This is a genomic window from Saccharothrix mutabilis subsp. mutabilis (assembly GCF_039521145.1).
GTDB classification, from domain to species: Bacteria; Actinomycetota; Actinomycetes; order Mycobacteriales; family Pseudonocardiaceae; genus Actinosynnema; species Actinosynnema mutabilis.
In genome coordinates this window covers 1-24809 of the sequence record NZ_BAAABU010000004.1, presented here as the reverse complement: position 1 = coordinate 24809, position 24809 = coordinate 1, and the positions used below count along the sequence as shown (strand labels likewise).

The window sequence follows — 24809 nt, the reverse complement described above, 5'->3', positions numbered from 1 at the left end:
GGTTGTCGTGGAGACGTTCTGGTTCTGCGTGATCGCGCTGCTGTGGCTGGGCTACCTGTTCCTGGAGGGCTTCGACTTCGGGGTCGGCATGCTGCTGCCGGTGCTCGGCCGCGACGAGACCGAGCGGCGCGTGCTGATCAACACGATCGGGCCGGTGTGGGACGGCAACGAGGTGTGGCTGCTGGTGGCGGGCGGCGCGACGTTCGCGGCGTTCCCCGGCTGGTACGCGTCGCTGTTCAGCTCGGCCTACCTGCCGCTGGTGCTGTTCCTGCTGGCCCTGATCGGGCGCGGGGTGGCGTTCGAGTACCGCGGCAAGGTGGACTCGGTGCGCTGGCGGCGGGTGTGGGACACGGTCATCTTCGTGGGCTCGTGGGTGGCGACGCTCGGGGTCGGGCTGGTGCTCACGGCCAACGTGTTCGGGCTGCCGTTGGACGCCAACGGTGACCGAGTGGGCTCGCCGTTCGCCGCGGTGACGCTGGAGTCGTTGCTGGGCGCGTTGGCGATCGCCGGGTACGCGCTGGTGCACGGCGCGGTGTTCCTGTCGTTGAAGACCGAGGGCGAGGTGCGGGAACGTGCCCGTGCGGTGGCGTTGCGGGTCGCGCCGGTCGCGTTGCTGCCTCTTGTCGTGCTGCTGCTGTTGGTGCAGCTGCGGTTCGGGACCGTGTGGACGTACGCGGCGGCGATCGGTGTCGCGCTGGCGGCTTTCGGCGCTCTGGCGCGGTTGGCGCTGCGGCGCGAGGGGCAGGCGTTCGCGCTGATGGGCGTCGCGGTCGCTTGCGCGGTCGTGGCGTTGTTCGGTGCGCTGTACCCGAACGTGCTCCCGTCCACCTTGGACCCTGCGTTCTCGTTGACGGTGGAGAACGCGGCGTCGAGCCCGTACACGTTGACGGTGATGACGTGGGTGGCGGCGTTCGGCACGCCGGCGGTCCTGGTCTACCAGGGGTGGACGTACTGGGTGTTCCGCAAGCGCATCGGGACGCGGCACATCCCGCAGGTGCACGTTCCGCGCTAAGGGTCAGTAGTCCAGCTCGAAGTCGCGGTGGTCGTCGGGGTCGACCACCGCGTCGAGCTTGTTCCCGGGCCGCAGGCCGGGGTGGTACGGGGCGTCGTGCTCGATCAGGAACTCGGGCACGTCCGGGCCCTTGATCAGGAGCCGGACGCGGACCGTGGAATCCTCGCTGATCGGCTCGTAGGTCAGGACGTGGGCGGTCGCGGGCAGGCCCACCTCGTCCAGGCGCAGCAGCCGCCGCTTGGCCCGCCCGGTCCCGCGCCACACGCCGATGCCCAGCGGCAACAGGAGCGCGGTGAGCACGATGCCGACGGTCCCGCCGTCGGTGCCGGCGTAGACGATCGGTCCGGTGACCATCAACGCCACGGCGAACGAGTGCAGGAAGACGTTGTTGCCCCGGTTGGCCCCGTGCACCTCGACGAACCCGCTCTCCCCCATTCCCGCACCTTAAGCGGGTTCCGCGGGGCCGCGGGCGGGTTGGCGCGAGGTGCGGCCGGACGGAGGACGCCGGCGGGGGACCTTGGTCCTGCCATCGGAGGGACCCTCGTACCTGAGCGGGATGCCGCCCGGGCACCTACGGTCGTGGTGTGGACGTCCCCGGAACCCCTTCCGCCAAGAAGCCGGGGAGGGGTCCGCTCGGCGCGCTACCCGCCCTTTCGCCTTCGGCGCGCCGAGCGTTGGCCCTCTGCGGTGTGCTGGCCGCGCTGTCTTCGGGAGCCCTGGTCTTCCAAGCCGTGACGCTCGCGTCCGCGCTGGTCGCCGGCGGCTCGTTGTGGCTGCTGGCGGGCGCGGTGGTGGCGCGGGCGGTGCTGGCGTGGGCCACCGAGACGGTCGCGGCGCGGGCGGCGGCGGGCGCCAAGGAGGAGCTGCGGGCCGCCGTGCTGGACCGGGCGCTGGGGCTGGGGCCGGCGTGGATCGTGTCCCGGGGGCCGGCGGAGCTGGCGGTGCTGGCGACCAAGGGCCTGGACGCCCTGGACGCGTACTTCACCAAGTACCTGCCCGCGCTGGTGACGACGGCGGTCGTGCCGGTGCTGGTCGGCGGGTGGATCCTGTGGACGGACCCGACGTCGGCGGTGCTGATCGCGGTGACGCTGCCGTTGATCCCGATGTTCGCCATCCTGATCGGCAAGTTCACCTCGGCGCGGGTGGCCGCGGCGGCGACGGCGTTGGAGCGGCTGTCGGGGCGGTTGGCGGAGCTGGTGCGGGCGCTGCCGGTGCTGACGGCGTTCGGGCGGGCTTCGGCGCAGGCGCGGGCGGTCGCGGAGGTGGGCGAGCGGTACCGGAAGGCGACGATGGGGACGCTGCGGGTGGCGTTCCTGTCGGCGCTGGTGCTGGAGGTGGCGGCGTCGCTGTCGGTGGCGCTGATCGCGGTGGGGATCGGGCTGCGGCTGGTGTCGGGGGAGCTGACCCTGCTGACCGGCTTGGTGGTGCTGATCCTGGCGCCGGAGTGCTACCTGCCGCTGCGGGCGGCGGGGGCGGCGCACCACGCCTCGGAGGACGGGGTGGAGGCGGTGCGCCGGGTGGCGGAGATCCCGGAGGTGCCGCGCTCGCGGGGGTCGCGGGCCGGCCGGTCGGCGGGCGGGGGTCGGTCGGTCGCGGCTGCTCGGGGTCGGGCGGTCGACGGGCGGCCGGTCGGGATCGAGGTGCGGAACCTCCGGGTGCGGCGGCGGGGGCGGTTCGCGCCCGACGGGATCAGCCTCGTCGTGTGGCCCGGCGAGGTGCACCGGCTCGACGCGCCGAGTGGCGCGGGCAAGTCCACGTTGTTCGACGTCCTCCTCGGCTACGTCGAGCCCGACGGCGGCGAGGTCGTCCTCGACCGGGACGCCGTCGCCTGGGTCCCCCAGCGGCCCGCCTTCGCCGGTCGCACCGTCGCCGACGAACTCGAACTGACCACCGGCCGCGTCGACCGCGACGTCCTCGCCTCGGTCGCCGCCGACCACCTGGTGGATCGTCGGATCGTTGAACTGTCGACAGGCGAACGCCAGCGCGTCGCCATCGCCCGCGCGCTGACCCGCGTGAAGGATGGTTCAACAATCCTCTTGTTGGACGAGCCCACCGCTCACCTCGACCCCGCCACGGCCGCGCTGGTCATGACCGCGATCCAGGGTGCCGCGGACGGCGGGGCCGCTGTTCTGTTGTCCACTCATAGGATTGTTGAACAAGGGGACGATTCTCTTTCGGCGACGGCGGTGGAGCACGAGGTCGGTCGCGCGTCGGCACCCAGGACGCCGCGGCCGACCGGTCGGGTGCTGGCCGGGGCGGCGTTGGGGATCGCCGCCTCGGCCAGCGGTGTCGCGCTGACCGCCGTCGCCGCCTACCTGATCGCCAAGGCCGCGACCCAGCCGCCGATCCTGACGCTGTCCGTGCTGGTCGTGGGCGTGCGAACGTTTGCGCTCTCGAAGGGCGTCCTGCGCTACCTGGAACGCCTGGTGTCGCACGACGCCGCCTTCCGCTTCGCCGAAGACCTCCGCGTCCGCCTCTGGCGTTCCCTGCGCCCCGGCCGCGCCGAGCTGACCCGCCTGGTGGACGACGTCGACACCGTCCGCGACCTGGTCCCGCGCGTGCTCCAGCCGCCGCTGGTGGCCGCCGGCGTCGGCCTGGCCACCACCGTCCTGTTCGCGCTGATCGATCCGTGGGCGGGCGTCGCGGTCGGGCTCGCGGTCCTGCTCGGCGGCACGCTCGCGCCGCTGGTCGCGGTGGTCGCCGAGCGCCGGGCGAGCACCGTCCTGGCCCGTGGTCGGCGGCAGGTGTCCGAGGAGGTGCTCACCCTGCTGACCGCCGCGCCCGACCTGATCGCGTTCGGCGCGGACCGGGAGGTCCGGGCGCGCCTGGCCGCGCACGACGCCGAGTTGGCCCGGATGGCGCGGCGGCAGGCGTGGGGCGCGGGCGCCGCGACCGGTCTGGTCCACCTCCTGCTCGGCGGCGCGATCGTGGCGTGCTCGGCGATCGCGGCCGGCGTCGATCCACTGCTGGCGCCGCTGCTGGGACTCGTGCCGCTGGCGCTGGCCGAGGTGTTGGGCGCGTTGCCGGCGGCGGCCCAGCACCGGCAGGCGTTGCGCGAGGCCTACGGGCGGATTGTTGAGCAATTCAACGATTCAGCCCAGGGAATTGTTGAACGATCGATTGTTGAACAATCCGACGGTGTGGTGTTGGAGGGCGTGACGGCACGCTGGCCCGGGGCGACGCGGCCGGTCCTGGAGCAGGTGAGTCTCACGGCGCCTGCCGGAACGAAGGTGGCCGTGGTGGGACCGTCGGGCGTGGGCAAGTCGACGCTGTTCGCGTTGCTGCTCGGGTTCGTGCAGCCGACCGAGGGGACGGTGCGCCGCCCGGCGCGGGTCGCCTGGTGCCCGCAGGAGCCGATGCTGGTCTCCACGACCCTGCGCGAGAACCTGCGCATCGGCGACCCGGCCGCCGACGACGACCGCATGCGGGACGCCCTCGCGCAAGTCGGCCTCGACCTCGACCTGGACACGGTCGTCGGCCCCACCCTGCTCTCCGGCGGCGAGGCGCAACGCGTCGCCCTCGCCCGCGCCCTGCTGCACGACGCCGACGTCCTGCTCCTCGACGAACCCACCGCGCACCTGGACGAGGTCTCGGCCCGCCGCCTGCTCGACCTGGTCGACCGCCTCGACCGGACCGTCGTGCACATCACCCACCGGCCCGACGAGGCCCGGCGGGCGGACGTGGTGTGGGAGGTGTCCCGGGGACGAGTCGGGGTCGGGGCCTACCGTTGACGGCCGTGGACCCCGCCCTGGTGCTCGCAGCGTCGACCGAGATCACCTCCGCCGCCCTCGCCGGCGACGACCCGGACGCCGTGCTGCCCCTCGTCGTCCGCCGCGCCGCCGAACTGGCCGAGGCGGACCTGGGCCTCGCGATGGCCACCGGCGACGACGGGACGCTCACCGTCGAGGCGTCGTCCGGCGACGTCGACCCGGTCGGCATCGTCCTGTCCCACCGCTCGTCCGCCGCCCGCGCCGCGCGGACCGGGGTCGCCGTGGTCGCCGACGACTTCACCACCGACCCGCGCACCGCCCCGTTCGTGCCGCGGTCCCTGCGCGGGTACGGCCCGTTCGCCGTCGCCCCGTTCGGCACGCGCGAGCGCAAGATCGGGGCGCTGGCCGTGTACCGGCGCAAGGGCGCGCCGCCGTTCCGCCCGGACACCGTCGAGGTGCTCACCGCGTTCGCCGCGCAGGCGGGCCTCGCGGTCGTGCTCGCGGAGGGTTCGACGGCGCGCCAGCGGATAGCGGTCTACCAGGAGCGCGAGCGGATCGCGCGCGACCTGCACGACGTGATCATCCAGCGGCTCTACGCGACCGGCGTCCAGCTCGAACTGCTCAACCGGCGGCTCAAGCTCGACGGCCGCGAGGCGAAGCGGCTCGCGGACTGCGTGGACCAGCTCGACCAGACCATGGCCGAGGTGCGCGCCACCGTCCGGGCGCTGCGCAGCGCCGACCCCGGCCAACCCGCCGACGCCGACCTGCGCGCGTCCGTGCTGGCCGAGGCGCGCACCGCGGGCGAGCTGCTGGGCTTCGAACCGGAGGTGCGGGTGGACGGCGACCTGGCCGACGTCCCCGCCGACCTGGCCGACCACGCGCGCGCGGCGCTGCGCGAGGCCCTGTCCAACGTGGTCCGGCACTCGGGCGCGGGCCGCGTGGAGATCGCCGTGACCCGCGACCCGACCCGCCTGGAGCTGCGCGTGGCCGACGACGGCTGCGGCATCCCGCGCGGCGTGGGCCGGCGCGGCCTGCGGCACCTGGAGGAACGGGCGCTGGCCGCGGGCGGCGGGTGCGAGGTCACGTCCTCGCCGCGCACCGGCACGACGATCACCTGGCACGTGCCGCTCGCGTGAAGCGGATCAGCGGGAGCGGCGCGCCACCCAGGCCGCCGCCTGCGTGCGGCGTTCCATGCCGAGCTTCTGCAGGACCGACGTCACGTAGTTCTTGACCGTCTTCTCCGCCAGGAACAGCCGCTCGGCGATCTGCCGGTTCGTCATCCCCTCGCCGATCAGGTCCAGCACGCGCCGCTCCTGCTCGGTCAACGCGTCCAGCACGTCCACCTCCGGCGGGCGGCGCATCCGGTCCAGGACCCGGGCCGTGGTCTGCGGGTCGAGCAGCGACCGGCCCGCCGCCACCTCGCGCACCGCGTTCACCAGGTCCTGCCCGCGGACCTGCTTGAGCAGGTAGCCCGACGCGCCCGCCATGATCGCGCCGACCAGGGCCTCCTCGTCGTCGAACGCCGTCAGCACCAGGCAGCGGACGTCCAGCCCGCGCAGCCGCCGGCACAGGTCCACGCCCGTCCCGTCGGGCAGGCGCACGTCCACCATCGCCACGTCCGGCCGCGTCGAGGTCGCCAGCACCACGGCCTCGCCCACCCCGCCGGCCTCGGCCACGACGGTGATGTCGTCCTCGTCGTCGAGCAGCTCGCGCAGCCCCCTGCGGACGATCTCGTGGTCGTCGACCAGCAACACGCGCACCGGCACGCACCAACCATAGGTCGAATGCCGGTACCGGTTGCGGGCGGACCTCAAGACAGTGCAGTACATGTTGGTACGCGCGATCGAGGAAGCCGACCGGATCGTCGTCGGCCGACTGGTGCTGGAGCTGTGGGGCGCGCACACCGCCGTCGCCCACGGCCAGGTGTTCTTCCCGGCCAGTCTGCCCGGGTTCCTGGTCGAGCAGCAGGACCAGGTGGTCGGCCTGCTCACCTACGCCGCCGCCGACGGGTTCCTGGAGATCGTCACGATCGACGCCCTGCGAAGAGGCCGGGGCGTGGGGAGCTCGCTGGTCGAGGCCGCGGTGCAGCGCGCCCGGCAGCTCGGCTGCACCCGCGTCCGGCTCACCACCACCAACGACAACCTCGACGCCCTGCGCTTCTACCAGCGGCGCGGGTTCCGGCTCACCGCGCTACGGCCCGACGCCGTCCGCGAGGCACGCCGGCTCAAGCCCGAGATCCCCTCCGTGGGGGACTACGGCATCCCCATCACCGATGAGCTGGACCTGGAGCGATGGGTCGCGCCACGGTAGTTGTCCACAGGCTCCACGCGGGTTGTCCACAGAGTTGTGCACAGGTCGTCAGCGTCGGGGCAGGGAGCTGAACACCTCGTCCCAGGCGGCGGCGACCTGGCGCGCGCACGTCTCCGGCGCCACCCCGCCGACCCCGGTGCCCAGGCCCGGCATCGCGATCGTCCGCACCGCCGCGCGCACCGGCCGGCCGTCGTCCAACCGGCCGTCGCGCCACAGCCGCAGCACGGCCCGCGCCGCCAGGTACGGGTGCACGGTGTCCGCCGGCAGGTGCTCGCCGGCCGAGCGCAGGGTCGGCGCGCTGATCAGCCACTCCGGCTGCGGCTCGCCGGTCGGCACCACCAGCGCCTCGCCCACCGGCAGCTCACCGCCGTGCAGCGCCAGCACGGCGCTGCGCACGTGCGCCTCGACGTTGGGGAAGGCCCGGGCGTACACGGCGTCCATGCCGGTGCGCATCCAGCCCGAGGAGTTCGCGGGGCTCACCACGGCCTCGGCCACGATGTCGAGCACCGAACCCCGGTGCACCTCGACACCGCTGCGGCCGTCGGCGACACCCAGCCACGCCGTCGCGAGGGGCTCGTCGACGGCGCACAGCACCAGACGGGGAACAGCTACCGGAGCGTTGATCTCACCCTCCGTATCGGCGGACACAGCCGCAAGCATTCCAGGACACAGGGGTCCGGCGGAACGGGGCCGGGCCTCCGCCGGCCGGGTGATCCTCGCCTCAGCGGCGACCACCCGCCGTGGTGCTCGTAAGGTTGCGGCGTGCTCGCCTACTTCGGACCACAGGGGACGTTCACCGAGCAGGCCGCCCTCGGCCTCGGCGCGTCCCCCGCCGACCTGGTCCCGTTCGACACCGTGCCGGCGGCGCTGGCCGCGACCCGCCGGGGTGAGGCCGAGGCCGCCTGCGTGCCGGTGGAGAACTCCGTCGAGGGCGCGGTCCCGGCCACCATGGACGCCCTGACCGAGGGCGAACCGCTCGTCGCCGTCGCCGAGACCGTGCTGGACGTCCGGTTCAGCGTGCTGGTGCGGCCGGGCGGCGGCGAGGTGAAGACCGTCGCGAGCCACCCGCACGCCCTCGCCCAGGTCCGCCACTGGCTGGCCGAGCACCTGCCCGACGCCGACGTCGTCGCCACCACCTCCACCGCCGCCGCCGCGCGGGCTGTGCTGGCGGGCGAGTTCGACGCGGCCGTGAGCGCGCCCGTCGCCGTGCGGCACTACCCGCTGGAAGTCCTGGCCACCGACGTGGCCGACGTCCGCGACGCCAAGACCCGCTTCCTGCTGCTGCGCCGCCCCGGCGCGCTGCCCGCCCCCACCGGCCACGACCGCACGTCGGTCGTGATCACCGCGACCGACCGGGTCGGCGCGCTGTCCGACCTGCTCGCCGAGCTGGCGCTGCGCGGCATCAACCTGACCCGCATCGAGTCCCGGCCCACCAAGGGCCGGCTGGGCGAGTACCGGTTCTACATCGACTTCGACGGGCACGTGGCGCAGCCGCGCGTCGGCGACGCCCTCGCCGCGCTGCGCCGGCACTGCCCGGACACCCGGTTCCTCGGGTCCTACCCGAAGGCGGAGGCCGGCGGTCCGACGCCGGGCGACGAGGAGTTCGTTGCGGCGGCCGAGTGGCTGGCCGCGGTGCGGGAAGGGCGGGGGGCGTGAAGCTGATCCTGGTGCGGCACGGCGAGACGGCGTCGAACCTGAAGATGGCGCTGGACTCGCTGCCACCCGGCCCGCCGCTGACCGACGCCGGGCTGGCGCAGGCGGCGGCCCTGGGCGAGGCGCTCGCCGACGTGCCGGTGACCGCGGTCTACGCCAGCGCGGCCGTGCGGGCGCAGCAGACCGCGGCCCCGGTGGCGGCGGCGCACGGCCTGGCCGTCGAGGTGCTCGACGGGGTGCAGGAGATCTTCTGCGGCGACCTGGAGGGCCGGCACGACCGGGAGGCGTTCGACCTGTTCCTGGCCGCCGCGCACCAGTGGGCCGCGGGCAACCTGGACGCGCCCATCCCCGGCGGCGAGACCGGCCGGCAGGTGATCGAGCGGTTCGTGGCCGCGGTGGACGACGTGTCCGCCCGGCACGCGCCGGACGACACGTTCGTGCTGGTCAGCCACGGCGGTGCGATCCGGTTGGCGGCGCTGGCGATGGCGAAGAACGTCCAGCCGGCGTTGCTGGAGGCGGGGTTGCTGCCCAACACGGGCCAGGTCGTGCTGGAGCACGACGGCGCGGGCTGGGTGTGCACGTCGTGGACCGGGGTGGACCGGATCGACTAGCGCTTGCGCAGGTCGTGCTGGTTGCGGGTCTCGGTGACCTCGCGGCCGTGGGCCCGGTGCGTGACCGACGCCCACCACAGGCCGTCGGGGCGGGCCCTCGGCTCCCACACCAGCGTGCCGGGCACCCACGCGTCGCCGACCCGCACCAGGCACGGCTTGCCCGCCGGCGCGCGGTCGTGGCGGCGCAGCCATTCCGGGGTGCAGCAGTGCTCGCACGGCTGCAACTCGCCCGGGTCCGCCTCCGCCCACCGCACCGGCACGGCGTCGTGCACGTCGTTGCCCCGGCGCTCGGCGTAGCGGTGGCCCTTGCGCAGGAAGTCGCACTCGCGGTCGTTGTGGTAGGCGCGCCCGCCCTTGGTGCGCCAGCCCTGCTTCAGCACGCCCGGCGGCGGCGCCTTGCACAGGTGGCACATGCCGGCCGGCAGCTCGTGGACGCACTCGTCGGCGCTCATCCCCACCCGAGCTCGTGCAGCTTGTCGTCGTCGATGCCGAAGTGGTGGGCGATCTCGTGGATCACCGTGATCGCCACCTCCTCCACGACGTCGTCCTCGGTGTCGCAGATGTCGAGGATCGCCTCGCGGTAGATGGTGACCCGGTCCGGCAGCACGCCGCCGTAGTCGGTGGTGCGCAGGGTCAGCGCGATCCCGGTGTAGAGGCCGAGCAGGGACGGCTCCTCCGCGTTGCGGTCCTCGACCAGCACGACGACGTTGTTCATCGCCGCCGCGAACTCCGGCGGCAGGAGGTCGAGGGCGTCGGCCACCAGCTCCTCGAACCGCTGCCGGGTCATCTCCGCGGGCACGGCGTCACCTCGTGGGTTTGGGCTCGGACGAGCCGGCCGAGGTCGGGGTCACCGACGCGGAGGACGTCGCGGACGGCGCGCTGCTGTTGGACTGCGAGTGCAGCGGCGCGCCGGTCGGCTCGTCCTGCTGCACGGCCGTGGTCTGCGGCGGGTTCGACGTGGTCAGCGGTGGCGCGTTGGGGTTGCGGATCGAGCCTTCCAACGGGTTCAGGCCGGTGCCGTCGGTGGCCGCGCCGACCTTGCAGTTCGCGCGGTGCGAGCCGGCCGCCCAGCTCTCCGCCGCCCGCGTGTCCCAGGTGACGACCAGGCCGCGCGCCCTGAAGTCCAGGCCGCCGGAGTACTCGGCGGCGATCCGCGCGCACTCGCCGGACAGCACCTCGTCCTGCCGCTCCACCGGCGGGAAGTCGCCCGCGGGCAGCGTCACCACGCCGACGATCTCGAACGCGTGCGGCTTGACGCACTCGACCGGGTCGCCCACGCCGCGCGCCTCGGTGATGCCCAGGCACACGCCCGGGTCGTAGACGTCGGACTGGTCCTGCGTCTTGGCCGTGCCGTACGCGGGCAGCAACCCGCCGGCCGGTCCCGCGACCTGCAACCCGCAGCGCACCGTCCGCTGCCCCTCCGCCCACAGCCGCTCGCCGGGGTTGAGCGGGCCGACGGTGTACTTGCCGAACGGGTCGAACCGGCCGCCCAGGTAGTCCAGGGACGTCTTGGTGCAGTACTCCTCGCTGATCTTCTGCCACTGCTGGTCGGTCGGGAACGGCGCCTGCGGCCCGTACCCGGGCCCGATGTCGGCCACGCCGGTGACCTCGAACATGTGCTGCGCCGAGCAGTCGACCTTGGCCACGTCGGACAGGTTCGCCCGGGTCCAGTTCAGGCAGTCGCCCGCCTGCGAGGTGTAGACCGGGTTCACGGCGGCCTCGGTGGCCCCGCCGCCGACCGGTCCGCCGGCCACCGGCCACGACGTGAAGGTGCTCAGCGCGAGCAGGCCGAGCGCACCGACGAACGCGCCGAGCATGACCAAGTGGTCACCTCGACGAAACCAGCGAGCGCTCATGGACATCTACTCCATGATGCCTGTGCCGACCGCGCTGCCAACCGGGCGGGTGGACTGTGTTGCTATTGGGACACTCGTCACCCATTCGGCGGCCGATCTCTGTACCGTCCCCGCCGGGAGTGGCTGATGACTGAGAACGACCGTAACGACGACACGACGCCGCAGGCCGGCGGGCCCGCGAGCCCGCCGCCGTACGTGCCGCCACCCGGTCCGCCCGGCGGACCGGGGCAGCAGCCTGCGCCGGGACAGCCCGGTGGCGCGCACCCGGCGCAGCCCGGGTTCGCGCCCAGCGGGCCGCAGCCGACGCAGCCGTTGCCCGGCCAGGGTGCGCCGGGTCAGGGTGCGCCGGGTCAGCCGGGCTTCGCGCAGAGCGCGCCGCAGCCGGGCCAGGGCGGACCCCAGGACCAGGGCGGACCCCAGGGCCCCGGTGGGTCGCAGGGTCCGGGTGGGCCGCAGGGCGGCAAGCCGGCCAAGCGCGGCGCCGTCCGGCAGCAGCAACCGGGCGTGACCAAGCCCCGGCCGCCGTCGGTGGCCGAGCAGCGCGCCCGCCAGCAGGCCGCCAAGCAGCAGCGCGAGGCCGCCGAAGCCGCCGCGGCCGAGGAGGCCCGCCGCCGCAAGCGGCGCAAGCGGCTGCTCATCGGCGGTGGCGTGACCGTGGGCGTGGTCGGCGTCGTGGCCATCTGGTACGCCGTGTCCAGCCCGGACGAGGTCCAGGCCCAGTGCGTCAAGGACGACGTGGTGGTCGAGGACAAGTACTGCGACGAGAGCTACGCCCGCTCGCACGGCGGCTACCACAGCAACGGCTTCATCTACATCGGCGGCAGCTCGTACCGCTACTACTACGGCGGTTCGAGCGTCCCGGTCGGCCAGAAGGTCAGCGGCGGCAGCTACACGATCCCCAAGGGCGCGAACGTCACGACCAAGTCGGGCACGACGATCCAGCGCGGCGGGTTCGGCATCTCCGGCGGCGGCAAGAGCGGGGGCAGCTGAGTGCGCCGGGAGACCTCCGCGCCCCGGCCGGACTGGCAGCGCACCGTGTCCGACCAGGGACTGGTGTTCGGCGCGCCCGCCCGCGCGGCCGACGGCAGCCCGCGGCCCTACTGGGACGAGTCGGCGCACTACGTGTTCGACATGAGCGACATCCTGTCCCTTGAGGCGGACGTCGAGCTGCTGCACAGCATGTGCCTCGAAGCCGTGGACAACGTCGTGCTCACCGAGCGGTTCCGGGACTTCGGCATCGCCGAGTGGGTCTGGCCCGCGATCGCCGAGTCGTGGAAGCGCCGCGACCCGCACGTCTACGGCCGGTTCGACCTGCGCTACGACGGCCGCGGCCCGGCCAAGCTGATGGAGTACAACGCCGACACGCCCACGTCGCTGCTGGAGGCGTCGGTCGTCCAGTGGAACTGGAAGACCGACGTCCACCCCGACGACGACCAGTGGAACTCCATCCACGAGAAGCTGGTCGAGCGGTGGGCGGAGATCGGCGCGGTGCTGCCGTCCAACGAGGTGCACTTCACCTGGTCCGGGGCCGACCCGTCCGGTGAGGACCACGTGACGGTGGCCTACCTGCAGGAGACCGCCGCCGAGGCGGGCATGAACACCGTCGGCCTCGCCATCGAGGAGATCGGCTGGGACTCGCTGCTCAACCGGTTCGTCGACCTCGAAGAGGCCCCGATGGGCACGGTCGTGAAGCTGTACCCCTGGGAGTGGGTGGTCGACGAGCAGTTCGGCCGCTTCGCGGTGGAGAGCCTGCCGGGCACCCTGTGGATCGAGCCGCTGTGGAAGATGCTGCTCTCCAACAAGGCGCTGCTCGCGGTGCTCTGGGAGATGTACCCGGGCCACCCGAACCTGCTCCCCGCGTTCCTCGACGAACCGAGCGTCCTCACCGAGTACGTGCGCAAACCGCGCCTGGGCCGGGAGGGCGCGAACATCCAGATCGTGGCGCCGGGCTACGAGACCATGACCGGCGGCGTGTACGGCAAGGAAGGGTTCGTCTACCAGGCGTTCGACCCGCTGCCCGAGTTCGACGGCTACCGCCCCGCGCTGGGCGCGTGGGTCGTCGGCGACGCGGCGGCCGGCCTCGGCATCCGCGAGACGGTCGGCCTGGTGACCGACGATGGCGCGGCGTTCGTCCCGCATCGGATTGTCGAATGAATGGAGTGGCAGTGATCAGCGAACTCGCGTTGGACCCGGGCTTCGGCTCCGCGATCGGCCGGGGCATCGGCGCGATCGCCCTGTACGCGGTCGTCGGCCTCGGGCTGATGGTCTTCGGCTTCTACGCCATCGACTGGACGACGCCCGGCAAGCTCTCGACCCTGGTGCGCACGGGTGCGCCGAACGCGGTCATCGTGACGGCGGCGGGCCTGCTCAGCATGGCGCTGATCGTCGTGGTGGCGATCTACAGCTCCGAGGGCAAGCTGGACGAGGGTCTGCTGTCGGCCCTGATCTACGGCCTGGTGGGGATCGTGGTGCAGGTGCTCGCGGTGCGCCTGCTGGAGTGGGTGACGCGGTTGGACATCGGCTCGCTGATCGAGTCCGAGCGCTTCGCGCCGGCCAGCGCGGTCGTGGCCAGCGCCCACTTCGCCCTGGGCCTGGTCGTGGCGGTGGCGATCAGCTAGCCGGTCGTGCGCGCGTCGGGCCTCGTTCCGGACATGGGGCGATGCCCGACGCGGTGACGGGCTACTCTTCTGCCTCGTGATTGACCTCAAAGCCCTGCGCGAGAACCCGGAAGCCGTCCGCGCGTCGCAGCGGGCGCGTGGCGAGGACGAGACCGTGGTCGACGCGCTGCTGTCGGCCGACGAGCGGCGGCGGGCGGCCATCGCCCGCGCCGACGCGTTGCGCGGCGAGCAGAAGGCGTTCGGCAAGCAGGTCGGCAAGGCGCGCGGCGAGGAGCGCGAGGCGCTGCTGGCCAAGGGCAAGGAGCTGGCCGCCGAGGTCAAAGCCGCCGAGGCCGAGCAGTCCCAGGCCGAGGCGGAGCTGTCGGAGCTGCACCGCTCCGTCCCCAACCTGGTCCACCCGGACGCCCCGCCCGGCGGCGAGGACGACTACGTCGTGCTCAAGCACGTGGGCGAGCCGCGCACGTTCGACTTCGAGCCGCTGGACCACCTGGACCTGGGCACCCGGCTGGGCGGCATCGACATGGAGCGCGGCGCGAAGGTGTCGGGCTCCCGGTTCTACTTCCTGACCGGCGCGCTCGCCCAGCTGGAGCTGGCGCTGCTGAACATGGCCGTCGCCCAGGCCACCCGCGCGGGCTTCACGCTGGCCATCACGCCCACCCTGGTCCGCCCCGAGATCATGTCCGGCACCGGCTTCCTGGGCGCGCACGCCAGCGAGGTCTACCGGCTGCGCGACGACGACCTGTACCTGGTCGGCACGTCCGAGGTGCCGCTCGCGGGCTACCACGCCGACGAGATCCTCGACGGCGAGAAGCGGTACGCGGGCTGGTCGTCGTGCTACCGCCGCGAGGCCGGGTCGTACGGCAAGGACACCCGCGGCATCATCCGCGTGCACCAGTTCAACAAGGTCGAGATGTTCTCCTACGTCCGCCCCGAGGACGCCGAGGCCGAGCACGCCAAGCTGCTCGCCTGGGAGGAGGAGATGCTGGCCAAGGTCGAGGTCCCCTACCGGGTCATCGACACGGCCGCCGGCGACCTGGGCACCTCCGCCGCCCGCAAGTTCGACTGCGAGGCGTGGGTCCCCACCCAGCAGGCCTACCGCGAACTGACCTCCACCTCGAACTGCACCACCTTCCAGGCCCGCCGCCTCAACATCCGCTACCGCGACGAGAACGGCAAACCGCAGGTCGTGGCCACCCTGAACGGCACCCTGGCGACCACCCGCTGGATCGTGGCGATCCTGGAGAACCACCAGAACGCCGACGGCTCGGTCACCGTGCCCGAGGCCCTGCGCCCGTTCCTCGGCCTGGACGTGCTCCGGCCCGTCTGACCGCGGCGGTCGGCCGCCCCCGCTCCCGGGGGCGGCCACCCACCGGTCAGAACTGCCCGACCACCTGATCGGCCACGTACCGGCCGATCTCCAGCGAGCCGGTCGCGGCCGGGGACGGCGCGTTGAGCACGTGGACCTGCCGGTGCGCCGTCTCGATCAGGAAGTCGTCCACGAGCGACCCGTCGGCCAGCATCGCCTGCGCGCGCACCCCGGCCCCGGCGCGGACGAGGTCCTCCTCGCGCACCGCGGGCACCAGCCGGGCCAGGCTCGCGGCGAACCGCTTGCGCGAGAACGAGCGCAGCACCTCCTCGACGCCGGTCCGGGCGAACTTGCGGGCCAGCTTCCACGAGCCGGGGAACTTCGCGACCTCCCATAGGTCGGTCGCGGAGACGTCGCGCCACCGGTAGCCCTCGCGCCGCAGCGCGAGCACCGCGTTCGGGCCCGCGTGCACGCTGCCGTCGAGCATCCGGGTCAGGTGCACGCCCAGGAACGGCAGGGTCGGGTCCGGCACCGGGTAGATCAGGCCGCGCACCAGGTGGGTGCTCTCCGGGCGCAGCTCGTAGTACTCGCCGCGGAACGGCACGATGGTGGCCTTCGGTCGCAGGCCGGCCAGCCGCGCCACCCGGTCGCTGTGCAGGCCGGCGCAGTTGACCAGCGCGTCCGCCCGCACCACGCCCCGCGGGGTGGCGACCTCGACGCCGGAACCGGTGCGCGCCTCCCGGATCGCCAGCGCCGGGCTGTCGAGCCGCAGGTCGGCGTCGTGCCCGGCGAGCCTGCGGACCAGGGCCTCGCACACGGCCGGGAAGTCGATGATGCCGGTGCTCTCCACCCGCAGGGCCGCGACGCACGCCACCTCGGGCTCGTACTCGCGGGCCTCCTGCGGGGAGATCCGCTTGACCGGCACCCCGTTGGCCTCGGCGCGCTCGGCCAGCACCTCCATGCGCGGGATCTCGTCGGCGGAGGTCGCCACGACCAGCTTGCCGCACACCTCGACCGGCACGCCGTTCTCCCGGGCGAACTCCACGATCGAGGCGTTGCCCGCGACCGACATGCGGGCCTTCAGCGACCCCGGCTTGTAGTACAGGCCGGCGTGCACCACGTTGCTGTTGTGCCCGGTCTGGTGCGCGCCCCAGTGCGACTCCTTTTCGAGCACCGTGACGCGGTTCCCGCGGGCGGCCAGCTCGTGAGCCGTCGCCAGACCGATGATGCCGCCGCCGATGACCACGATGTGCCGCACGTGCGTCCCCGTCTCCATTAGCCCGTTGGTGTGCGCCGGGAGCCTACGGGGCCGTCGAGGGCGGTGCGAAACTCACCTATAGACTCGCTCACGGTCCACGCAGGGAGAATCATGTCTGACCCCATCATCCTTGGTCAGCCCACGGTCGGCGACGAGGAGTTGGCCGCGATCGCCGAGGTCTTCAAGTCCGGGTGGCTCGCCGGCGCCGGCCCCACGTGCCGCCGCTTCGAGGAGCGGTTCGCGGCGACCGTCGGCACCGCGCACGCGCTGACCACCAGCAACTGCGGCTCGGCACTGCACCTGGCGCTGCACGTGCTCGGCGCCGGGCCGGGTGACGAGGTCATCGTCGGCGACTACACCTTCCCGGCCACCGGCCACGCCGTCATGTACACCGGGGCCAAGCCGGTGTTCGCCGACGTGCGCCCGGACATCTGGACCGTCGACCCGGCCGCCGTCGAGGCCGCCATCACGCCCCGAACCAAGGGCATCGTGGCCGTGGACCTCGCCGGCCAGCCCGCCGACTACGACGAGCTGCGCGCGATCGCCGACAAGCACGGCCTGTTCCTGATCGAGGACGCGGCGTGCGCGGCCGGCGCCACCTACAAGGGCCGCCCGGCGGGCAGCCTCGCCGACATCGCCGCGTTCAGCTTCCACGGCCGCAAGGGCATCACCTCGGGCGAGGGCGGCGCGCTGACCACGGACAACGCCGAGTGGGACGCCCGGGTGCGCAAGCTGCACACCTACGGCATCGAGCCCGCGCTCGGCCGTGAGGGCAGCGACACCCTGCCCATCCCGAGCTTCCACGAGCTGGGCTGGAACTACCGCCTGTCCGACGTGCAGGCCGCGATCATGAACGTCCAGTTGGACCGCCTGCCCAGCCTGCTGGCGGCCCGCACGCACGTCGCAGAGCGCTACGGCGAGCTGCTCAAGGACGTCGAGGGCATCGAGCTGCCCGTCACGCTGCCCGACCGCACCCACCCGTGGCAGGCGTACATCATCACGATCGACCCCTCGATCAGCCGCGACCAGGTAGCCCTCAAGCTGCGCGGACGCGGTGTGCAGTGCAACTTCGGCACGTACGCGTCGCACGTCCAGCCGATCTACGGCGCCACGCAGCCGTGCCCGGTGTCCGCGGACGTGTTCCGCCGGCACCTCGCCATCCCGATGCACGCGAACCTCACCGACGAACAGGTCGAGCGCGCCGCCGAGGCGGTCCGCGACGTCCTCGCTGAACTGGCCTGACCCGACCAGGTCGAAGTCCCCGAGCTCAAGGAGTTGCCCGCCATGTCCGACCGCACCGTGCTCTTCACCGGTGGCGCCGGTTTCATCGGCATGCACGTCATCCCGCTGCTGCTGGAGCGCGGGTACAAGGTCCGACTGTTCGACAACATGTCCCGCGGTGACCGCGACCGCGTCAACGAGCTGGTCGCCGGCGGCAACGTCGAGCTGGTCGAGAAGGACGTGCGCTACGGCGGCGCGGTGCGCGAGGCCATGCGCGGCTGCACCCACGTCATCCACTTCGCCACGGTGTCGATCAACAAGAGCATCGCGGACCCGCACGAGTCGGTCGACATCAACATGACCGGCAACCACAACGTGTTCGCGGCGGCGGCCGACGAGGGCGTGCAGCGGCTGGTGTTCGCCTCCACGGCGTCGGTCTACGGCGACCCCAAGCGGCTGCCGATGCACGAGGACGACGAGCTGCGCCCGCTCACCCCGTACTGCATCACCAAGCGCGCTGGCGAGGACTTGCTGGGCTTCTACCAGCGGCAGAAGGGCCTGTCCTGGAACGCCCTGCGCTTCTTCAACGTGTACGGCCCGGGCCAGAAGATCGAGGCGTACTACACCTCGGTGATCAACCACTTCATCCAGCGCCTGCGCAACGGCCAGCCGCCGATCATCGACGGCAAGGGCGAGCAGTCGATGGACTTCGTCCACGTGCACGACCTGGCCCGCGCCGTGGTGCTGGCCCTGGAGAGTGAGCAGGCCAACGTGCCGATCAACATCGGCACCGGCGTGGACACCTCCATCGCGCAGCTCGCGAAGATCCTGATCGACGCCGTCGGCGTGAACGTGGAGCCCCAGTTCAACCCGCGCGACGTCCTGGTCTCGCGCCGGGCGGCCGACATCACCCGCGCCCGCGAGGTGCTCGGCTGGGAGCCGACCATCACCGTCGAGCAGGGCATGGCCGAGCTGGTGCGAGCCTCCGCGAAGTGAGCGCGCCGACGTTCGACGAGCAGCACGGCCTGCCGCCGAACCCGTACAACCGCCACGCGTGGATCACCGGCGACCCGGAGATCGGTCCGGGCACCTGGATCGGCGCGTTCGCGGTGCTCGACGGGTCCGGCGGGCTGCGCATCGGCGCGGGCTGCGACGTGAGCAGCGGGGTGCACATCTACACCCACAGCTCCATGAAGCGGTGCGTGTCCGGCCGGGCGTACCCGACGGTCGACCGGGCGCCGGTGACCATCGGCGACCGCGTGTTCCTGGGCGCGAACGCCGTGGTCATGATGGGTGTCACGATCGGTGACGAGGCGGTGGTCGCCGCCGGCGCCGTCGTCAGCAAGGACGTCGCGCCGCGCACGGTCGTGGCGGGTGTACCCGCCCGCCCGATCGGCGTCGTCGAGATCGACGGATCGGAGGTCCGGGTCCGCCACACCTCCGAGGCGGGCGAGGGACGCGCGTGAGGATCGCCGTCGTCAACAACTTCTACCCGCCCCGCGTGGGTGGGAGCGCCCACCTCTCGTGGGCGTTGGCGAAGGGCAGCGCGGCGGCCGGGCACGAGGTGCTGGTCGTCACCGCCGAACACGCCGAGGAGCCCCCGTACACCGTGCACGACGGTGTCCGGGTGGTGCGGCTCCCGGCGTTCCGCCTGCCGAAGACCCGGCTGGCGATCAACTTCGACATCGCGTTCACCGTCCGGCCGTCGCTGCCGCGGCGGTTGGAGGCGGTGCTGGACGAGTTCCGGCCCGACGTGGTCCACCAGCACGGGCAGTTCTTCGACCTGACCTGGTTCAGCGGCCTGTGGGCGCGCAAGCGGGGCGTCCCGACGCTGCTGTCGGTGCACACCCGGTTGGAGAGCCCCCGCCCGCTCTACCAGTTCCTGTTCAACCAGCTCGACCGGTTCGTGGTCGCTCCGTTCCTCCGGGGGTACGTGCCCACCTACGTGGTGCTGGACGTCCAGATGGAGCACTACATCAAGCGCAAGTACCGCGGCGCGATCGGCGGCATGGTCCCGATCCCGGTCGGGGTCGAGCCGGAGTGGGTGCGCGGGGGCGACGGCCGGATCGTCCGCGAGCGGCACGACCTCGGCGACGACCCGGTCATCCTCTCCACCGGGCACGTGATCCCGCTGCGCGACCGGCTCGCCCTGGTGGAGGCGATGCCCGAGGTCCTGCGGGCGGTGCCGGACGCGAAGCTGCTGGTCGTCGGCGGCGTGTACTTCGACGCGTTCCTCAAGCGCGCGCGGGAGCTGGGCGTGGACAAGTCGGTGATCACCACCGGGGCCGTGCCCAAGTCCGACATCCCGCACTACCTGGCCGCCGCGCAGGTGGAGAGCCACGACCTCCAGGGCTACGGCCTGGGCATGGCGAGCCTGGAGAGCATGGCGGCGGGCGTGCCCGTGGTGGCGGCGGTGCGGGAGGACAACTTCCCCGACATCGAATTGGTGGACCGGCACAACGCGCACCTCGTTCCGGTCGGCGACGTGGCCGCCCTCGCCGCCCGGCTGGTCGAGGCGCTGACCGACCCGGACGAGTCCCGGCACATCGCCGAGGCCGCGACCGAACTGGTCGAGCGGCACTTCACGATGGAGAAGGTGCTGGACCGCCACCTGGAAGTGCTCGCCGAGCTGGTGTCCGCGAACCGGGCCTGACGCCCGGTTCCGCCCCCGTTCGGGCAACTCGCCGCCGATTCGTCGGCGAAACGTGAAACATTCCACCCGCCTCCGCCTATATAGGACACGGGGGGCGAGAGTGATCTCGCGTCGTTGGTCTCGGCTGACGTGGTTCTTGGGGGGCCTGACTGTCAACGCCGCACCCGCGGTGGTGGCACCCTTCTCTGCGCGAAGAGAAGCAGGAGTGCACTACATGCAGCTCAAGCTGCGTCTTCTGGCGGTCGCCACCGCGGTCACCGCCACCATCCCGATCATCCCCGTCGCGGTCGCCGCGGCGCAGGGCGCGCCGGCCACGGCGACGACCATGCGCGCCGTCGACGGCTTCACGCCCGGCAGGGCGGGTGGCATCAGCACCCGCTCGGCGTCCAGCGGTGGCCGCAGCGGTGACTTCACCACCGACGGCTGGCAGGACATCATGGCCCGCCAGGCGGACAACGGCGTGCTGAAGGTCTACCCGAACAGCAAGAGCTTCAACGGGATCTACACCTACCAGCCCGCCGTCACGATCAACACCGGCTGGAGCGGGTTCCGCTGGATCGGCCAGGGCCGGATCAACGGCGACAGCCACGCCGACGTGGTCAGCATCGACAACGGCGGCGTCATGCGGGTCTACCCGCACAGCGGCACGTTCAACGGCCTGAGCACGCTGGCGCCGTCCTCGATCGTCGGGTACGGCTGGCACATCAACGACCTGGTGGCGCTCGGCGACGTCACCGGCGACGGCTACGACGACATCGTGGCCCGCGGCGTCGGCAGCGACTACGCGGTCCTGTACGAGCACAGCGGCGTCTACAACGGCGTGAGCACCTTCAAGGCGCCGGTCAACATCCTGTCCGGCGTGCGCTACACGGTCGAGATGAACCTCGCCGACATGACGCTGGACGGCGTGCTCGACGTCGTCTACCTGGAGCCCGCCGACGTCCTGGGCGTGTTCTCGTTCATGGACGGGCCGCTCGACCCGAACGGCAACCCGACCGGCGCGCAGTGGACCCTCGGCTGGGGCTGGTCGACCCTGAACGCCGTCACCATCAGCGACGTCGACAACGACGCCCGTCCCGACGTGCTGGGCCGCCGCCACAACGGCGAGCTGGTCGCCTACCGGCACTCGCCGACGTGGGACGCCAACAACCCGCTGCAGACCCTCCAGGCGCCGGTCCTGATGGGCTGGGGCTGGAACACCAACGACGTGATCAGCTGATCGCGGCCTGACCGACGAAGGCGGGGTGGGACCGACCGGTCCCACCCCGCCTTCGTCGTTGGTCAGGCGTTCTTGGCCGACTCCAGCACCTGCGCGACCACGCGGTGCGCGGGCAGGATCGACCGGCGCTCCTGCGCGGCGTCCACCTTGCCCTCCACCAGGTCGAGGAACCGGTCGAGCTGGGTGGCCAGCGGCTCGCGGCCGGACACCAGCTCCGGGATCTCGATCACCGTCTGCTGCCGGTAGCCGAGGCCGTCCGGCGTCACCGCGTCGTGCGACACGTGGCGGTAGATGGTGACGTCCCGGCGCAGCAGGTCGATCTCGATGAGCCGGTCGATCTCCGACACCACGAGCGAGCGCACCTTGCGCTGGCCGATCCGGCTCGCCGACACCGAGGCGATGCCCCTGGGGAAGGTCAGCACCGTCTCCACGTTGTCCTCCGCGTCCTCGACCGAGGACGGGTGGAAGTAGCCGACGCCACCGGTGACGCGCACCGGCTCGACGCCGCCGAAGCACTGGATGGCGATGTCCACGTCGTGCACCAGCAGGTCCCACGACACACCGGTCTTGATCCGCGGCGCGTACGGGCCGTGCCGGCGGGCCATCACGTGCACCGGCTCGCTGATCAGCTTCAGCGCGGTCATGACCGCCGGGTTGTAGCGCTCCAGCAGCCCGCACATCAGCGGGATGTCCTGCTTCTCCGACAGCCCCACGACCTCCTCGCTGCCCGCGAGGTCGGCGCACACCGGCTTCTCCACCAGCAGCGGGGTGCCCTGGTCGAGGATTTCGAGGGCCAGCTTGTGGTGCACCTCCGTGGCCGCGGCCAGCACGACGGCGTCCACGTCGGCGAGGGAGCCGATCTCCGGCGACCAGTCCGCGCCGAACCGGTCGGCCACCGCGCGGCCGGCCTCCTCCCGCGGGTCCACGACGCGCACCAGCTCGGCGCGGTCGGACTGGGAGAGCACGCGTGCGTGCAGGGAGCCCATCGAGCCGGTTCCGACGAGGGCGACCCGGTGCTTGGCGGTCACGCGCCGAACACCTCCCGCACGTTGGCGACGATCGTCTCCAGCTCGGCGTCGGTCAGCTTCGGGTGCACGGGCAGCGACAGCGCCTGGCGGGCCACCCGCGTGGCCACCGGCACGTCGCCCGCGACCACACCGGGGTTGTCGCGGTAGCAGTCGTAGTCGAAGACGACCTTCGGGTAGTAGATCCCGTTGCCGATGCCGCGCTCGGTGAGCTTCGCGGCCAGCTCGTCGCGGGTCACCGGGGCGTCGTCGCCGACGAGCACGGTGTACTGGTGCCACACGTGGGTGCGGCCCGGCAGCACGGACGGCGTGGTCAGGCCGGCGATGTCGGCGAGACCCTTGGTGAGCGCCTCGGCGTTGCGCCGGCGGGCCTCGGAGAGCTGGTCCAGCTTCTCCATCTGCGGGATGCCCACGGCGGCGTGCAGGTCGGTCAGGCGGTAGTTGTGGCCCGCCATCTCGTACTGGTAGCGCGCGCGCATCCCCTGGTTGCGCAGCACGCGCAGCTTGTCCGCCAGCGCGTCGTCCGAGGTGGTGATCATCCCGCCCTCGGCCGTGGTCACGTTCTTCGTCGCGTAGAGCGAGAAGCAGCCGGTGCCGAAGCTGCCCGCCGGCTTGCCCTCGAAGGTCGCGCCGACCGCCTGGGCGGCGTCCTCGACCAGGTGCAGGCCGTGCTCGGCGGCCAGCGGCGCCAGGCGCCCCATGTCCGCGGTCTGCCCGTAGAGGTGGACCGGCATGAGCACCTTGGTGCGGTCGGTGATCTGGGCCGCCACCGCGTCCGGGTCGATGCAGAAGTCATCGAGCCGGATGTCGGCGAACCGGGCGGTCGCGCCCGCCTCCAGGATCGCGTTCAGCGTCGCGACGAACGTGAACGGGGAGGTGACGACCTCGTCGCCGGGCTTCAGGTCGAGAGCCTGGAGAGAGGCGACCAACGCGGTCGTGCCGTTGTTGACGGCGATCGCGTGCGGCACACCGGCGACGGCGGCGAAGGCGTCTTCCAGACGCTTGACCATCCGGCCCTGAGCGATGGAACCCGACCGCAGAACCTCAACGACGAGAGGCTCCGCGTCGGCCACATCGACAACGGTGATGGGGATCATGCTGAAGTCTTTCGCTCCGGAGACGGTGGGCGGCGTCCGGTACAGTGACTGGTCGTCCCGCCCTGACGCGGGCCACACGTTACCTCCTGCCCTCCGTCGTCCCTGCGGCCGGCCTCGGCGGTGGGTAGCACCCCCAACGCAGACCGATCGCGGCAGGAATGGACCACGTGGCTAATCGCATTCACCCCACGGCGATCATCGGTGATGGTGTGGAGCTGGGCGACGGCAACGTCATCGGCCCCTACGCCGTCATCGTCGGCCCGTGCCGCATCGGCGACGGCAACTGGATCGGCCCGCACGTCACCATCGGCACCCCGGCCGAGGACCGCGGTGGTCCCCACCCGGTGGCCTGGGAGGGCGAGCTGGCGGGTGAGGGCGTCGTCATCGGCGACCGCAACAAGATCCGCGAGTACGTCACCGTCCACCAGGGCACGCACCGGGCCAGCCGGGTCGGCGACGACTGCTACCTGCTCGTCCGCAGCCACGTCGGGCACGACGTCACCCTCGGCGACAACGTCGTCCTGGCGTGCTCGGTCCAGCTCGGCGGCCACACCGAGGTCTGGTCGCACGTCAACATCGGCATGAGCACGGTGGTGCACCAGAACGGCCGGATCGGCCCCGGGGCGATGATCGGCATGGGCTCGGCGGTGCGCAAGGAGGTCGACGCGTTCACCATCACCGTCGGCAACCCCGCCCGCACCTCGGGCATCAACACGGTCGGCCTCAACCGTCGCGGCTGCGACGAGGAGACCATCGCCGCCCTGGAGCCGTTCCTCAAGGGCAAGGGCGAACTGCCCGCGCACCTGCTGCCCGAGGAGCTGTCCGTCCTGCTGAAGGCGTGGGCCGACCGGGCCCCGCTGAACCACTGACCCGCGAACACCGGAGATCGAGAACCTCATGGCGCTGAACGACCGCCTGCGCACTGTCTTCGTCGAGGCCCTGGGACTGTCCGACGACGTGGACGTGGAGAACCTCAAGTACCGCGACATCGACGAGTGGGACTCCGTCGGTCACATGGCCCTCGTCGCGGCCATCGAGGACGAGTTCGACGTCCAGTTCGAGACCGACCAGGTCATCGACATGAGCAGCTTCAAGGTCGCCGTGGACATGCTGAAGGGCTTCGGCGTCGAGGACTGACCCCGGCCGACCGGCCGCGCCCTAGGTGTACTGCCCCGTGAGGTTGGGGACGCGACTGGCGGGTGGTAGGCCCTTGAGCGCGGTGTGGCTGCGGTGGTGATTGTAGGTGTGCAGCCACTGCGG

Annotated in this window: 26 protein-coding genes and 1 pseudogene; 17 read left to right on the top strand and 10 right to left on the bottom strand. The window is 72.3% G+C overall.

Annotation, left to right across the window (positions count from 1 at the left end; translation table 11 throughout):
* The first annotated feature begins 7 nt into the window (after positions 1-7).
* Positions 8-1012, top strand: a complete 1005-nt coding sequence (gene cydB, locus ABD126_RS11030; protein ID WP_343933665.1) for a cytochrome d ubiquinol oxidase subunit II — start codon at positions 8-10, stop codon at positions 1010-1012.
* Positions 1013-1015: 3 nt separating this feature from the next.
* Here cydB and ABD126_RS11025 read toward each other — a convergent pair whose 3' ends face one another.
* On the bottom strand, positions 1016-1447 hold the full coding sequence (locus ABD126_RS11025) for a hypothetical protein (RefSeq protein ID WP_343933664.1): 432 nt from the start codon (positions 1445-1447) through the stop codon (positions 1016-1018).
* Positions 1448-1701: 254 nt separating this feature from the next.
* Between ABD126_RS11025 and cydC the strand changes: the two genes are divergently transcribed.
* Both cydC and ABD126_RS11015 read left to right on the top strand, forming a co-directional pair.
* Positions 1702-4743: a thiol reductant ABC exporter subunit CydC gene (cydC, locus tag ABD126_RS11020; protein ID WP_343933663.1), complete on the top strand. Its 3042-nt coding sequence runs from the start codon at positions 1702-1704 to the stop codon at positions 4741-4743.
* 5 nt (positions 4744-4748) lie between these two features.
* The gene (locus ABD126_RS11015) at positions 4749-5858 is read left to right on the top strand and encodes a GAF domain-containing sensor histidine kinase (RefSeq protein WP_425542784.1); all 1110 of its coding nucleotides are present in this window, start codon (positions 4749-4751) and stop codon (positions 5856-5858) included.
* 6 nt (positions 5859-5864) lie between these two features.
* Here the strand turns inward: ABD126_RS11015 and ABD126_RS11010 are convergent, their stop codons facing one another.
* Positions 5865-6488: a response regulator gene (locus ABD126_RS11010; RefSeq protein ID WP_343933661.1), complete on the bottom strand. Its 624-nt coding sequence runs from the start codon at positions 6486-6488 to the stop codon at positions 5865-5867.
* Between the two features lie 61 nt (positions 6489-6549).
* Between ABD126_RS11010 and ABD126_RS11005 the strand changes: the two genes are divergently transcribed.
* Positions 6550-7032 carry a GNAT family N-acetyltransferase gene (locus ABD126_RS11005; protein WP_343933660.1) on the top strand — a complete coding sequence of 161 codons (483 nt, stop codon included), beginning with the start codon at positions 6550-6552 and terminating at the stop codon, positions 7030-7032.
* Between the two features lie 48 nt (positions 7033-7080).
* Here the strand turns inward: ABD126_RS11005 and ABD126_RS11000 are convergent, their stop codons facing one another.
* Entirely contained in the window at positions 7081-7692 is a 612-nt protein-coding gene (locus ABD126_RS11000) for a macro domain-containing protein (protein ID WP_343933659.1), read from the bottom strand.
* A 102-nt stretch (positions 7693-7794) separates the two neighbouring features.
* Here ABD126_RS11000 and pheA point away from each other — a divergent pair, with 102 nt between their 5' ends.
* Positions 7795-8688, top strand: coding sequence for a prephenate dehydratase (gene pheA, locus ABD126_RS10995; protein WP_343933658.1), 894 nt, complete (start codon positions 7795-7797; stop codon positions 8686-8688).
* The gene (locus ABD126_RS10990; protein WP_343933657.1) at positions 8685-9296 is read left to right on the top strand and encodes a histidine phosphatase family protein; all 612 of its coding nucleotides are present in this window, start codon (positions 8685-8687) and stop codon (positions 9294-9296) included. The genes pheA and ABD126_RS10990 overlap by 4 nt, the downstream gene beginning before the upstream one ends.
* On the opposite strand, the gene ABD126_RS10985 is transcribed toward ABD126_RS10990, so the two are convergent.
* From ABD126_RS10985 to ABD126_RS10975, 3 genes are read right to left on the bottom strand one after another with little or no spacing between them, the layout of a single operon-like run.
* Positions 9293-9748, bottom strand: coding sequence for a hypothetical protein (locus ABD126_RS10985; protein WP_343933656.1), 456 nt, complete (start codon positions 9746-9748; stop codon positions 9293-9295). The genes ABD126_RS10990 and ABD126_RS10985 overlap by 4 nt on opposite strands.
* Positions 9745-10095 carry a metallopeptidase family protein gene (locus tag ABD126_RS10980; protein ID WP_343933655.1) on the bottom strand — a complete coding sequence of 117 codons (351 nt, stop codon included), beginning with the start codon at positions 10093-10095 and terminating at the stop codon, positions 9745-9747. Before ABD126_RS10980 ends, ABD126_RS10985 begins: the two co-directional genes overlap by 4 nt.
* A gap of 4 nt (positions 10096-10099) precedes the next feature.
* On the bottom strand, positions 10100-11113 hold the full coding sequence (locus ABD126_RS10975) for a septum formation family protein (protein ID WP_343933654.1): 1014 nt from the start codon (positions 11111-11113) through the stop codon (positions 10100-10102).
* A 165-nt stretch (positions 11114-11278) separates the two neighbouring features.
* Here ABD126_RS10975 and ABD126_RS10970 point away from each other — a divergent pair, with 165 nt between their 5' ends.
* The 4 genes from ABD126_RS10970 to serS all read left to right on the top strand — a co-directional run bounded on the left by ABD126_RS10970 (position 11279) and on the right by serS (position 15097).
* Positions 11279-12142, top strand: a complete 864-nt coding sequence (locus tag ABD126_RS10970) for a hypothetical protein (protein WP_343933653.1) — start codon at positions 11279-11281, stop codon at positions 12140-12142.
* Complete coding sequence (locus tag ABD126_RS10965; protein WP_343933651.1) at positions 12143-13306, top strand: glutathionylspermidine synthase family protein; 1164 nt, start codon at positions 12143-12145, stop codon at positions 13304-13306.
* Positions 13307-13317: 11 nt separating this feature from the next.
* A complete protein-coding gene (locus ABD126_RS10960; RefSeq protein ID WP_343933649.1) occupies positions 13318-13770 on the top strand; it encodes a DUF350 domain-containing protein in 453 nt (150 codons plus the stop codon).
* 76 nt (positions 13771-13846) lie between these two features.
* Positions 13847-15097, top strand: a complete 1251-nt coding sequence (serS, locus tag ABD126_RS10955; RefSeq protein ID WP_343933647.1) for a serine--tRNA ligase — start codon at positions 13847-13849, stop codon at positions 15095-15097.
* Positions 15098-15143: 46 nt separating this feature from the next.
* On the opposite strand, the gene lhgO is transcribed toward serS, so the two are convergent.
* Positions 15144-16334 (bottom strand): L-2-hydroxyglutarate oxidase, encoded by a 1191-nt coding sequence (gene lhgO, locus ABD126_RS10950; protein ID WP_343934207.1) that lies wholly within the window; start codon positions 16332-16334, stop codon positions 15144-15146.
* 111 nt (positions 16335-16445) lie between these two features.
* On the opposite strand from lhgO, the gene ABD126_RS10945 reads away from it, so the two are divergent.
* From ABD126_RS10945 to ABD126_RS10925, 5 genes are all read left to right on the top strand, one after another.
* Entirely contained in the window at positions 16446-17576 is a 1131-nt protein-coding gene (locus ABD126_RS10945; RefSeq protein ID WP_343933646.1) for a DegT/DnrJ/EryC1/StrS family aminotransferase, read from the top strand.
* A 42-nt stretch (positions 17577-17618) separates the two neighbouring features.
* Positions 17619-18551 (top strand): NAD-dependent epimerase/dehydratase family protein, encoded by a 933-nt coding sequence (locus ABD126_RS10940; RefSeq protein ID WP_343933645.1) that lies wholly within the window; start codon positions 17619-17621, stop codon positions 18549-18551.
* A complete protein-coding gene (locus ABD126_RS38790; RefSeq protein WP_425542783.1) occupies positions 18548-19021 on the top strand; it encodes an acyltransferase in 474 nt (157 codons plus the stop codon). Before ABD126_RS10940 ends, ABD126_RS38790 begins: the two co-directional genes overlap by 4 nt.
* On the top strand, positions 19018-20208 hold the full coding sequence (locus ABD126_RS10930; protein WP_343933644.1) for a glycosyltransferase family 4 protein: 1191 nt from the start codon (positions 19018-19020) through the stop codon (positions 20206-20208). The genes ABD126_RS38790 and ABD126_RS10930 overlap by 4 nt, the downstream gene beginning before the upstream one ends.
* Before the next feature lie 214 nt (positions 20209-20422).
* Positions 20423-21427 carry an FG-GAP repeat domain-containing protein gene (locus tag ABD126_RS10925; RefSeq protein WP_343933643.1) on the top strand — a complete coding sequence of 335 codons (1005 nt, stop codon included), beginning with the start codon at positions 20423-20425 and terminating at the stop codon, positions 21425-21427.
* A 62-nt stretch (positions 21428-21489) separates the two neighbouring features.
* On the opposite strand, the gene ABD126_RS10920 is transcribed toward ABD126_RS10925, so the two are convergent.
* The gene (locus ABD126_RS10920) at positions 21490-22455 is read right to left on the bottom strand and encodes a Gfo/Idh/MocA family protein (protein ID WP_343933642.1); all 966 of its coding nucleotides are present in this window, start codon (positions 22453-22455) and stop codon (positions 21490-21492) included.
* On the bottom strand, positions 22452-23549 hold the full coding sequence (locus ABD126_RS10915) for a DegT/DnrJ/EryC1/StrS family aminotransferase (protein WP_343933641.1): 1098 nt from the start codon (positions 23547-23549) through the stop codon (positions 22452-22454). The genes ABD126_RS10920 and ABD126_RS10915 overlap by 4 nt, the downstream gene beginning before the upstream one ends.
* A gap of 167 nt (positions 23550-23716) precedes the next feature.
* Between ABD126_RS10915 and ABD126_RS10910 the strand changes: the two genes are divergently transcribed.
* Positions 23717-24418, top strand: a complete 702-nt coding sequence (locus ABD126_RS10910) for an acyl-ACP--UDP-N-acetylglucosamine O-acyltransferase family protein (RefSeq protein ID WP_343933640.1) — start codon at positions 23717-23719, stop codon at positions 24416-24418.
* Positions 24419-24446: 28 nt separating this feature from the next.
* Positions 24447-24686 carry an acyl carrier protein gene (locus ABD126_RS10905; RefSeq protein ID WP_343933639.1) on the top strand — a complete coding sequence of 80 codons (240 nt, stop codon included), beginning with the start codon at positions 24447-24449 and terminating at the stop codon, positions 24684-24686.
* Positions 24687-24707: 21 nt separating this feature from the next.
* On the opposite strand, the pseudogene ABD126_RS10900 reads toward ABD126_RS10905, so the two are convergent.
* Positions 24708-24809: pseudogene (locus ABD126_RS10900) on the bottom strand (IS481 family transposase); the annotation flags it as partial.

Excerpts from the sequence above, each read along its gene's own strand:
- ABD126_RS10940 (WP_343933645.1), top strand. The coding sequence starts at position 17,619 with ATGTCCGACCGCACCGTGCTCTTCACCGGTGGCGCCGGTTTCATCGGC.
- ABD126_RS10945 (WP_343933646.1), top strand. The coding sequence starts at position 16,446 with ATGTCTGACCCCATCATCCTTGGTCAGCCCACGGTCGGCGACGAGGAG.
- ABD126_RS10975 (WP_343933654.1), bottom strand. The coding sequence starts at position 11,113 with ATGCTCGGCGCGTTCGTCGGTGCGCTCGGCCTGCTCGCGCTGAGCACC.
- ABD126_RS10985 (WP_343933656.1), bottom strand. The coding sequence starts at position 9,748 with ATGAGCGCCGACGAGTGCGTCCACGAGCTGCCGGCCGGCATGTGCCAC.
- ABD126_RS11005 (WP_343933660.1), top strand. The coding sequence starts at position 6,550 with ATGTTGGTACGCGCGATCGAGGAAGCCGACCGGATCGTCGTCGGCCGA.
- ABD126_RS11025 (WP_343933664.1), bottom strand. The coding sequence starts at position 1,447 with ATGGGGGAGAGCGGGTTCGTCGAGGTGCACGGGGCCAACCGGGGCAAC.
- ABD126_RS11000 (WP_343933659.1), bottom strand. The coding sequence starts at position 7,692 with ATGCTTGCGGCTGTGTCCGCCGATACGGAGGGTGAGATCAACGCTCCG.
- ABD126_RS10905 (WP_343933639.1), top strand. The coding sequence starts at position 24,447 with ATGGCGCTGAACGACCGCCTGCGCACTGTCTTCGTCGAGGCCCTGGGA.
- ABD126_RS10925 (WP_343933643.1), top strand. The coding sequence starts at position 20,423 with ATGCAGCTCAAGCTGCGTCTTCTGGCGGTCGCCACCGCGGTCACCGCC.
- ABD126_RS10970 (WP_343933653.1), top strand. The coding sequence starts at position 11,279 with ATGACTGAGAACGACCGTAACGACGACACGACGCCGCAGGCCGGCGGG.
- ABD126_RS10915 (WP_343933641.1), bottom strand. The coding sequence starts at position 23,549 with ATGATCCCCATCACCGTTGTCGATGTGGCCGACGCGGAGCCTCTCGTC.